General features: G+C 75.6%; 9 protein-coding genes and 1 pseudogene. 3 read left to right on the top strand and 7 right to left on the bottom strand.

The features are described 5' to 3' along the window. The 3 genes and pseudogenes from ACIRRU_RS25690 to lgt form a co-directional block, all read left to right on the top strand. Window positions 1-119: pseudogene (locus ACIRRU_RS25690) on the top strand (tryptophan synthase subunit alpha); the annotation flags it as partial. Between the two features lie 75 nt (window positions 120-194). Further along, complete coding sequence (locus ACIRRU_RS25685) at window positions 195-1,022, top strand: thioredoxin domain-containing protein (RefSeq protein ID WP_403684258.1); 828 nt, start codon at window positions 195-197, stop codon at window positions 1,020-1,022. Window positions 1,023-1,163: 141 nt separating this feature from the next. Further along, window positions 1,164-2,123: a prolipoprotein diacylglyceryl transferase gene (gene lgt / locus ACIRRU_RS25680; protein WP_403684256.1), complete on the top strand. Its 960-nt coding sequence runs from the start codon at window positions 1,164-1,166 to the stop codon at window positions 2,121-2,123. Between the two features lie 66 nt (window positions 2,124-2,189). Here lgt and ACIRRU_RS25675 read toward each other — a convergent pair whose 3' ends face one another. The 7 genes from ACIRRU_RS25675 to ACIRRU_RS25645 are packed head-to-tail and all read right to left on the bottom strand — an operon-like array spanning window position 2,190 to window position 9,994. Beyond that, window positions 2,190-3,029 carry an HpcH/HpaI aldolase/citrate lyase family protein gene (locus ACIRRU_RS25675; protein WP_403684254.1) on the bottom strand — a complete coding sequence of 280 codons (840 nt, stop codon included), beginning with the start codon at window positions 3,027-3,029 and terminating at the stop codon, window positions 2,190-2,192. Then, entirely contained in the window at window positions 3,026-4,225 is a 1,200-nt protein-coding gene (locus tag ACIRRU_RS25670; RefSeq protein WP_403684253.1) for a CaiB/BaiF CoA transferase family protein, read from the bottom strand. The genes ACIRRU_RS25675 and ACIRRU_RS25670 overlap by 4 nt, the downstream gene beginning before the upstream one ends. Beyond that, window positions 4,222-5,112, bottom strand: a complete 891-nt coding sequence (gene rbsK / locus ACIRRU_RS25665) for a ribokinase (RefSeq protein WP_403684251.1) — start codon at window positions 5,110-5,112, stop codon at window positions 4,222-4,224. Before rbsK ends, ACIRRU_RS25670 begins: the two co-directional genes overlap by 4 nt. After that, window positions 5,109-6,482, bottom strand: a complete 1,374-nt coding sequence (locus ACIRRU_RS25660) for an ADP-ribosylglycohydrolase family protein (RefSeq protein WP_403684250.1) — start codon at window positions 6,480-6,482, stop codon at window positions 5,109-5,111. Before ACIRRU_RS25660 ends, rbsK begins: the two co-directional genes overlap by 4 nt. Further along, the gene (locus tag ACIRRU_RS25655) at window positions 6,479-7,672 is read right to left on the bottom strand and encodes an ADP-ribosylglycohydrolase family protein (RefSeq protein WP_403684248.1); all 1,194 of its coding nucleotides are present in this window, start codon (window positions 7,670-7,672) and stop codon (window positions 6,479-6,481) included. Before ACIRRU_RS25655 ends, ACIRRU_RS25660 begins: the two co-directional genes overlap by 4 nt. After that, a complete protein-coding gene (locus ACIRRU_RS25650; RefSeq protein ID WP_403684247.1) occupies window positions 7,599-8,909 on the bottom strand; it encodes an ADP-ribosylglycohydrolase family protein in 1,311 nt (436 codons plus the stop codon). The genes ACIRRU_RS25655 and ACIRRU_RS25650 overlap by 74 nt, the downstream gene beginning before the upstream one ends. Then, window positions 8,906-9,994, bottom strand: coding sequence for an ADP-ribosylglycohydrolase family protein (locus ACIRRU_RS25645; protein WP_403684245.1), 1,089 nt, complete (start codon window positions 9,992-9,994; stop codon window positions 8,906-8,908). The genes ACIRRU_RS25650 and ACIRRU_RS25645 overlap by 4 nt, the downstream gene beginning before the upstream one ends. Between the last annotated feature and the right edge of the window lie 142 nt (window positions 9,995-10,136).

Below are 10,136 nucleotides of genomic sequence, written 5' to 3'. Positions count from 1 at the left end.
GCGTCATCGTCGGCTCCGCGTTCGTCAAGGCCATCCTCGACGCCCCCGACCAGCCCACCGCACTCCACACCCTCCACACCCTCGCCACCGAGCTGGCCGAAGGCGTTCGAAAGCGCTGACGCCAGGGGTCACCTGAAGGGGTGGATTGTGGTCCGGGGAGGCGCGCAGGCGTCTCCCCGGTTCGTTCCCCGGGTGTGAGCGACAAGATCCCTGAAGGAAACCGAAGCGCGCGTGAGCGCCTGGCCCAGCAGCGCGAGCGGGACAAGGGGCGCGAGAAGCGCCGCCGCACGCTGATCGTCGCCTCGGCGGTGGTCGGGGTGCTGGCACTGGCCGCCGTGGTCGGCCTGATCGCGGCCAACGCGGGCAAGGACGACGGCGGCGACACCGCGTCGGGCCCCGCCATCGCCCCGTCGGGCGCGAGCGGCGAGGACGCCCTGACCCTGCCGGTCGGCGCGTCCGACGCCCCGAGCACCCTCACCATCTGGGAGGACTTCCGCTGCCCGGTCTGCGCCCAGTTCGAGAACGCCTTCCGGGACACCGTCAAGGAGCTGACGGACCAGGGCCGGCTCAAGGTGGAGTATCACCTCGTCACGATCATCGACGGCAACCTCGGGGGCAGCGGATCGCTCCGCGCCGCCAACGCCGCCGCCTGCGCCCAGGGTGTCGGCAAATTCGCGCCGTACCACGACGTCCTCTTCCGCAACCAGCCCCCCGAGCCCGACGACGCCTTCGGCAAGAACAGCCGTCTGATCGAGCTGGCCGGTGAGGTGAAGGGACTCGACACGCCGGAGTTCCGCAGCTGTGTGGAGGACGGTGAGCACGACAGCTGGGTGAAGAAGTCCGACACGGCCTTCCGCGAGGGCGGTTTCCAGGGCACGCCGACCGTGCTGCTCAACGGGGAGTCCGTCTTTCCGAGCAAGGGCGGCGAGCAGATCTCCCCGGAGAACCTGAAGAAGTGGGTCGCCGAGGCCAACAAGGGCAAGAAGCCCGGCACCGCCACCCCGTCCGCCCCGGCCTCCTGAGCGCGGATGACGGCGGGCCCGGAGCCCGGTGGCCCGCCCCGGCGGGGCCGGGTTCCGGGTCCGTGACGCCGTCCTCGTTACCCAGACGTTGCCGGGTGGCTTGCCGCACCCGCCGCCCGGCAAGGTAGCGTCGACCCCGTCATGAACCTTGCCTCCATTCCCAGCCCGTCGACCGGTGTGCTCGAGCTCGGCCCGGTCCCGCTGCGCGGCTACGCACTCTGCATCATCGTCGGTGTCTTCGTCGCCGTCTGGATCGGCAACAAGCGCTGGATCGCCCGTGGCGGCAAAGCCGGCACCGTCGCCGACATCGCTGTCTGGGCGGTGCCCTTCGGCCTCGTCGGCGGTCGGCTCTACCACGTGATCACCGACTACCAGCTGTACTTCAGCGACGGTCAGAACTGGGTCGACGCCTTCAAGATCTGGGAGGGCGGCCTCGGCATCTGGGGGGCGATCGCCTTCGGCGCGGTCGGCGCCTGGATCGGCTGCCGCCGCCGGGGCATCCCGCTGCCCGCCTGGGCCGACGCCCTCGCCCCGGGCATCGCCGTCGCCCAGGCCATCGGCCGCTGGGGCAACTGGTTCAACCAGGAGCTGTACGGCAAGCCGACCGACCTCCCCTGGGCGCTGGAGATCAGCGAGGGCCCGAACCGGGTCGCGGGCACCTACCACCCGACGTTCCTCTACGAGTCGCTGTGGTGCATCGGCGTCGCCCTGCTCGTCGTCTGGGCCGACCGGCGCTTCAGGCTCGGCCACGGACGGGCGTTCGCCCTGTACGTCGCGGCCTACTGCGCCGGGCGCGGCTGGATCGAGTACATGCGGGTCGACGAGGCCCACCACGTCCTCGGCCTGCGGCTGAACGTGTGGACCGCGATCATCGTCTTCGCCCTCGCCGTCGCCTACATCGTCATCTCGGCGAAGCTCCGTCCGGGCCGCGAGGAGACCGTGGAGCCGGACAAGGACGCGGAGACCGCGAAGAGCGCCGACGCGGAGGAGAGCCCGGAGCGGCCGGACGACGCGCAGGGCCCGGACACGCCCGAGCAGGGCTCCCCGGGACGCGACCCGCTGAAGAAGGACTCCGCCCCCGAGGCGGCCGACCAGAGCTGACCGCCCGCGCCGCCGTACGGCGCACCCGGCACCACCCCCGGTCGCCGGGCGGACCCGAGGAGAACCTCAGGACCGCCCGGCGATCGCCAGTGTGCGGCGCGCCGAGGCCACCACCGCCGCGTCCACGAACCGCCCGTCCGGCAGCGCCAGCGCCCCCTCCTCCACGAGGGATGCCGCCACGATCTGCTCGGCCGCCTCGATCTCCCGCGCCGTCGGCCGGAACGCCCGCTCGATCACCTCCAGCTGACGCGGATGGATCGCCGCCCGCCCCAGCAGCCCGAGCCCCCGCCCCCGTACGCACGAGGTCCACAGCCCGTCCAGGTCCCGGACGTCCGGGAACACCGACTGGGCGGGCGGCGGCAGCGCGGCGGCGCGGGCCGCCACCACGACCCGGCTGCGCGGCCAGTCCAGCCCGCGGTCCTCCCGTACGCCGAGGTCGGCCCGCAGGTCCGTCTCGCCCAGGGCGATGCCCCGTACGTCGTGGTGGGCCGTGGCGATGGAGTACGCGTGCTCGACCGCGAGCGCCGACTCCAGCAGGGGATACAGCGGTACGCCCGGCGCCACCGCCGCCACATGGTGCACCGAGACCGCGTGGGTGATCTTGGGCAGCCGCAGTCCGGACAGCCCCGGCAGCCCCGCCAGCGCCCGGACGTCGTCCTCGCCGTGCACCCGCACATGCACCGGGACCGCGCCGGGGCCCGTCGTGACCGGGTCCGCGAGGAGGTCGGCGGTGGCGGCGCGGGCGTACTCCTTGCGGTCCGGGGCGACCGCGTCCTCCAGGTCGACGATCACCACGTCGGCCCCGCAGCCCAGCGCCTTGGCGACCTTCTCCGGCCGGTCCCCGGGGACGTACAGCCAGGTCAGCGGAGGTCGCGGCGCGCTGTCCAGGGCGGTGGGGAGGCTCACAGCGCCCCCTGGTCGCGCAGCGCCGCGATCCGGCTCTCCGAGAGGCCGAGCCCGGTGAGGATCTCGTCGGTGTCCGCGCCGTGCGGGCGGCCCGCCCAGCGGATGGCGCCCGGGGTCCGGGAGAGCCGGAAGAGGACGTTCTGCATCCGCAGCGGCCCCAGCTCCGGGTCGTCGACCTCGGTGACGGTGTCCAGCGCCCGGTACTGCGGGTCCTCCATCACCTCCCGTACGTCGTGGATCGGCGCGACGGCCGCCTCCGCCTTCTCGAAGGCGCTCAGCACCTCCTCCCGGCTGTGGCGGGAGATCCAGTGGCCGACCGCTCCGTCCAGCTCCTCGGTGTGCTCGGCCCGGGTGGTGCCCGCGGCGAACCAGGGCTCCTCGATCAGGTCCGGGCGGCCGACCAGCCGCATCACCCGCTCCGCCACGGACTGGGCGGAGGTGGAGACCGCGACCCAGTGGCCGTCGGCGGTGCGGTAGGTGTTGCGCGGGGCGTTGTTGCGGGAGCGGTTGCCGGTGCGCGGCTGGACGTAGCCGAGCTGGTCGTACCAGAGCGGCTGCGGGCCCAGCACGGTCAGGATCGGCTCGATGATCGCCAGGTCCACCACCTGCCCCGTGCCGGTCCGGTCCCGCCCGGCGAGCGCGGCCATCACCGCGTACGCCGTCGCCAGCGCCGCGATGGAGTCCGCCAGCCCGAACGGCGGCAGCGTCGGCGGCCCGTCCGGCTCCCCGGTGATCGCGGCGAACCCGCTCATCGCCTCGGCCAGCGTCCCGAAGCCGGGGCGGTGCGCGTACGGTCCGAACTGGCCGAAGCCGGTGACCCGGGCCAGCACCAGCCGGGGGTTGACCGCGTGCAGCTCCTGCGGGCCCAGGCCCCAGCGCTCCAGCGTCCCCGGGCGGAAGTTCTCGACGATCACGTCGGTCTCGGCGGCCAGTCGCAGGAGCACGTCCCGGCCGCCGGGCGCGGAGAGGTCGAGCGTCAGGGTGCGCTTGTTGCGGCCGAGCAGCTTCCACCAGAGGCCCACGCCGTCCTTGGCGGGCCCGTGGCCGCGCGAGGGGTCCGGCTTACGGGGGTGCTCGACCTTGATCACATCGGCGCCGAAGTCCCCGAGCATGGTGGCGGCGAGCGGTCCGGCGAAAAGGGTGGCGAGGTCGATGACCTTCAGCCCGGTCAGGGGTCCCGCTGCTGTCGTACTCATGGGGCATCGGCCTCGATCTCGCTGCGGTAGGGCATGGATGTGGAGGCGCCCTGTCTCTGGACGCAGAGCGCGGCGGCCGCGGACGCGAAGGCCAGCGCCGCGGCGACCGGCCGCCCCTCGCCGAGCGCCACCGCCAGCGCCCCGACGAAGGTGTCCCCGGCCCCGGTCGTGTCGACGGCGGCCACCGAGGGCGCTTCGAAGAGCACCGGCTCGCCGCCCCGGGCCGCGTACAGGCAGCCCTTCGCACCGAGCGTGATGATCACCTCGGGCACCCGCCGCAGCAGGATCTGGGCGGCGGCGTGCGGCTCCGCCTGCCCGGACAGCTCGGCGGCCTCGTGCTCGTTGGGGACCAGCAGGTCGATGTGGTCGAGGAGTTCGTCGGGCAGCGGCTGGACGGGGGAGGGGGTGAGGATGGTCCGTACGCCCTGGGAGCGGGCGGCACGGGCGCCCTCGATGACGGCGGACAAGGGGAGTTCGAGCTGCATCAGCAGCAGTTCGCAGGCGGCGACCGCCGCGATCTCCCCGGGGCCGAGCGCGGTGACGACGCCGTTGGCGCCGGGGATCACCACGATGGAGTTGGCCCCGGTATCGTCGACCACGATGTGCGCGGTGCCGCTGGGGCCTTCGGCGGTGTGCAGGAGGTCGGTGTCGACCCCGGCGTGCTCCAGGCCCTCACGCAGCCGCGTCCCGTACGCGTCGTCGCCGACCGCGCCGATCATCATCACCTCGCCGCCCGCGCGGGCGGCGGCGACGGCCTGGTTGGCGCCCTTGCCGCCGGGGACCGTCCGGAACTCCCGCCCGGTGACGGTCTCGCCGCGCTCGGGGGCGCGGGCGGCATAGGCGACGAGGTCCATGTTGGTGCTGCCGAGCACCGCGATGCGGGTCATGGGCGCAGAGCCTCCTGGTGGGTCAGTGCGGCGAGCGTGTCGAAGCCGGTCCGGTCGAAGCCGGTCACGGAGGTGGCGATGCGGTTCTTCAGCGGGGCCGTCCACCGCTCGGGCAGGGCGGCCGGGGCGCCCGCCAGCAGGCCCGCGAGCGATCCGGCGGTGGCCCCGTTGGAGTCGGTGTCCCAGCCGCCGGAGACCGCGTTCCCGACCGACCGGGTGTAGTCGCCGTCGGCGTGGGTGAGGGCGGCGGCGAGCAGCGCGGCGTTGGGCAGCACGTGCACCCAGTGGTGGGTGGCGGCGTACGTGGCGTGCAGCCGGTCCACCACGGTGTCGAAGTCCTCCTCCGCGCGGGCGGTCTCGATGCCGAGGCGCACCGCGCGGGCGTAGCGCGAGCGCGGCGGCACCACCCGCAGCCCGGCCGCCAGGCAGCCGTGGGCGTCGCTCTCGCCCCCGGCCGCGACGGCCAGGGCGGCGGCCGTGAACATCGCGCCGTACACCCCGTTGCCGGTATGGGTGAGAACCGCGTCGCGGTGCGCCTGGGCGGCGGCCCCCGCCGGGTCGCCGGGGTGGGTCCAGCCGTGCACGTCGGCCCGGATCTGCGCGCCGATCCACTCCCGGAACGGGTTGCGGCGGCGGGCGGTCTCCGGGGGCTCGACTCCCGCGAGCAGATTGCCGTACGCGATGCGTTCGGCGGTGAAGGTGCGCCCGGCCGGGAGTTCGTCGAGCCAGAGCCGGGCGAGGTCGGCGGTGGTGAAGGAACGCCCGTGCCGCTGGAGCAACAGCAGGGTCAGCAGCGGGTAGTTGAGGTCGTCGTCCTCCGGCATGCCGTCGATGTTCTCGGCGAGGGAGGTGGGGGCCGAGCGGCGGTTCCAGGGGTGGGCGGCGAGCAGGTGGGCGGGCACGCCGTGGGCGGTGAACCAGGTGGTGAGCGGCCAGTTCCCGGCCGCGCGGGCCAGGGCGCGGATGCCCATCAGCGGCAGCTTCTCGACCGGTTTGCCGAGCAGGCAGCCCGCCGCCCGGCCCAGCCAGGCGGCGTGCAGCCGGTTCCGGTCGACGGCGGCGGTGGCCTCCGGGGGCCCCGGCCAGTGCGGGCAGGCGGCCCGGATGTCCGCCAGAGCGGTCGGTTCGTCGGCGGCCAACGGCGATTCCAGCGCGGCGAGACGGTCCAGCAGCTCACCGGCCAGGGTGCGCAGCCCGGGTGGGGCGGGCGACACGGAGGCGCCCGCGCGGTCCGGGGCGGGGGAGCCCCCGGCCGCGTACCAGCGCTCCGCGATCTCCCGGGCGTCCCGGCCGTCCTGCGCCGCCTGCCGCAGTTCGTGCCCGACGAGGTCCTCGGGCTGCACCCAGGTGAGGCGGACGTCCGCGGTCACCGTTCACCGGCCAGCGCGGTGAACGCCTCCTCGTGGGACCGGCGGCGCTCCAGGTCCCGGGCGAACACCTCCCGGGCGACCCCCGCCAGGGTCCGGGCCGGGGCCGTCAGGTCCAGGCGGCTCGCCTCCGCGACGGTGGCCGCCCAGTCGGCCGGGATCTGCGAGCCGAGCGCGCCCGCGATCGCCCCGCTCATCGTGGCGATGGAGTCGCAGTCCCGCCCGTAGTTGACCGAGCCGAGCACGGTGCGTCGGTAGTCGCCGCCGCCGGCCAGCAGCATCCCGAGTGCGACGGGCAGTTCCTCGATGGCGTGCAGCCGGGAGGGGCGGCGGGCGCCGAGCGCGGGGGAGCGGTAGTCGGGACCGACGGTGTCGAAGGGCTCGACGGCCGCCCGCAGCGGGGCGAGCGCGGACTCGGTGTCGTCGTGGCGGGAGGCGGCTTCGCAGACCGCCTCGATCGCGGACCGGGTGCCGTCCTTGGCGAGCGCGAGGGCCGCGTCGACCACCGCGTCCGGGGTGGCGTCCGGGCGGCACGCGGCGGCGACGGCGGCCGCGAAGACCCCGGCGGCCTCCCGCCCGTACGAGGACTGGTGCGGGGCCGCGACCTCCAGCGCCTCGGCGTACGCGGCCTCGGGGTGGCCCGCGTTGACCAGGCCGACCGGGGCCATGTACATCGCCGCCCCGCAGTTGACGATGTTGCCCGCACCGGCCTCGCGCGGGTCGACGTGCCCGTAGTGCAGCCGGGCCACGATCCACTTCTCGGCCAGGAAGATCCGCTGGAGCGGCAGCGCCTCGGCCTCCAGCTCCGGGATCCAGCGGGGTTCCAGGAGGTCGGGGACGAGGTGGTCGGCGACGGCGTACGCGTCGAGGTGGTCGCGGACCCGGTCGTAGACCCGGACCAGGGCGTGGGTCATCAGGGTGTCGTCGGTGACGTGCCCGTCGCCCTTGTGGTACGGGGCGATGGGGCGGGCGGTGCGCCAGTCCTCGCCGTGCCAGGGGCCGACGATCCCGGTCACCCGGCCGCCGTGCCGCTCGGCGATCTGCTCGGGGGTCCAGCCCTCGACCGGTCCGCCGAGGGCGTCCCCCACGGCGGCGCCGACCAGGGCGCGGGTGAAGCGGTCATCGAGTCCGGGCGGAGCGGGGGAGGTCTGCGGGGTCGAAGCGGCGGGCACCGTGGCCGTTGTGGGCGTCATGCCGGAATTGTCCACCCGGGACGGCCGGTTCCGTGGCTGCCAGCAGCCCGGCGAGTTCGATCAGGTCCGTGCCCGCGAGCCGGGGCAGCGCACAGCCCGCGAGCGTCCGGCACGCCTCGCGCCAGCCCGCCGGCACGGCGCTGACCGAGCCGATCGCCCCGGTCAGCGCCCCGGCCAGGGCGGGCGCGGAGTCCGCGACCCGGGAGAGGCAGGCGGCGGCCGGGAGCGCCTGGGCGATGTCGCCCCGGGCGGCGGCGGTGAGGGCCAGCGCGACGGGTACGGTCTCGGCGGCCGCGATCCCGTAGCTGTAGACGTGGTCCACGATCTGGTGCTCCAGGACCGGGACCAGGGCGAACGCCCCGGCCCTCTCGCCCGCGAACTCCCGGGCCAGGCGGACCGCGTGCGTGGCGTTGCGGGCGATCTCGGTGCCGCCTGGCAGCTGCTCCAGGGCGGCGTCCACCACCGCGTCCGCCCGCGCCCCCGTCAGGGCCACGGCGATCGCGGCGGCCATCGCCCGCGCCCCGTGCACCCCGTCGCCGTCCTGGGTGTAGCGGGCGTCGAACTCCGCGAGCGCCGCCGCCTCCCGCGGGTCCCCCGGGTGGACCACCGCGAGCACGGCCGCCCGGACGCAGGCGGCGTCGTCGAAGTAGTGCGGGTTGTCGTGCCCGGTGGCGGGCGGCCGCAACCCGGCGGCCAGGTTCCCCAGCCCCGCCCGTACGGAGATCCGGGCCCGCAGCGGCAGGACGGCCGCCTCCACCTCGGGGGCCCGCGCGCTCGCGGCGGCGACGGTGGCGGCCAGCGCGTTCCAGGCCCGGTCCACCGCGTCCCGCGTCCGGCGGCCGGGGGTCAGGCCCGCCGCGTCGTCGGCGGCCGCCGCCAGCACCGTACCGGCGGCGAACGCGGCCCACTCGGCGTCGTCGGACGGCCCCAGCCGCAGCGGCTCGGGCGGCTGGTTGAGGGCGATGGGCACCGGCAGCGTGGTCGTCGCGTTCTGCTCGGCGAAGGTGTCCAGCTCCCGGGTGAGCCGCCGCGTCCACTCCGGCATCCGGGCCGCCCGGTGCCGCGCGGCGGGCCATCCGGCGGCGTCCCCGGCGGCCAGCCCGAGCAGCAGCCCCTCGATCCGGGCGCGCCGGGAGGCGTCGGCGGGGCCGGATGGGCGCACCTCCGCGGGCGCTCCCGCCGCGACCGCCTCCGGGCCCGTGATCGCTCCGGCGGCCCGCTCGCGCGGTGTGATCATCGCCCCTCCTCCCGTACGGGCTCCACCGCGGCCGACACCGACGCCAGGTCCCGTACGGCCGAGGGCTCGCGGCCGCCACCGCGCTCCACGGCCCCCGCCGCCTCCTGGTCCTCGCAGGTCAGCAGCTCGGCGACGTCCAGCACGTGGTAGCCGCGCATCGAGGGCAGGCAGCTGCCCCGGACCGGGCCGATCGCGGCCGCCCAGTCCGGCGGGATCGCGCTCCGCCCGTTCAGCGCCCCGGCCAGCGCCCCCGCCACCGCCGCCGTCGTGTCCGCGTCCCGGCCCATGTTGACGGCCGTCAGCACCGCGGTCCGGAAGTCCCCGCGCGCCGCGGTGAACGCCCCGAACGCCAGGCCCACCGCCTCCGGCGCGAGGTCCGTCCACGGGTATCCGGCGATCACCACCGCCGAGCGCACCGCCCGCTCCATGGTGAGCCGGTCGGGGTAGGGTCGCTGGGCCGCCGCCACCGCCCGGCGCAGCGAGCGGGCCGTCCAGGAGTCCATCGGGACCACCGACAGCGCGGCCGCGATCACCGAGGCGAGGCCCGCGCCGACCATGGCCGCGGCCACCCCGGCCGCCACCGCCTGCCCGCCGTAGATCCCCTCGCCCTCGTGGCTGACCCGGCCGTCCACCGCCACCAGCCGGGCCGCCTCGGCCGGGCGGCCCGCCGCGAACACCCCGAAGGGGGCGGCCCGCATCGCGAGGCCGTCGCTCCAGGCGTGCCGGTGCTGGGCGGAGATCGGTGCGGCCAGCCCCCGGCGCAGGTTCTCCAGGGTGCCGCGTTCGCTGAACCCGGCGCCCCGGAAGGGGCCCTCGTCCAGGTCGGCGATCCAGTGGTGCCAGGCCCGTTCCACGTGGTCCACGCCGAGCGCGGAGCCGTGCCGGGCCAGCAGCAGCCCGGAGAAGATCGCGTACTCCGTGTCGTCGGTCCCCGCCGGGTCCTCGCTCACGAAGCCCTCGATCCGGCCCCAGCGGCGGCGGATCTCCGAGGGGCGCAGATTCTCCGCCGGGGCGCCCAGCGCGTCCCCCACCGCCAGTCCCAGCATCGCCCCTTCGGCCCGTTCCCTGCCGACGGCCCTCTCCATCGCCTAGCCCTCCGTTCGTCCGGCGGGGCCGAACCCGCGTTCCGGGCCGAGCCCGCGTCCGTTTCCGGGTTCTGTCCGGTATCTGTGCCACGCGGAGGAGCGGCAGCGGCCGGACAGCGGCGGAAAGGGGCCGTTCGGATGG

Origin of the sequence: Streptomyces sp. NPDC101181 (assembly GCF_044767975.1) — a bacterium.
In the GTDB taxonomy this organism is placed as follows: domain Bacteria; phylum Actinomycetota; class Actinomycetes; order Streptomycetales; family Streptomycetaceae; genus Streptomyces.
The sequence above is the reverse complement of the archived record's forward strand: the minus strand, read 5'-3'. Positions and strand labels throughout refer to the sequence as shown.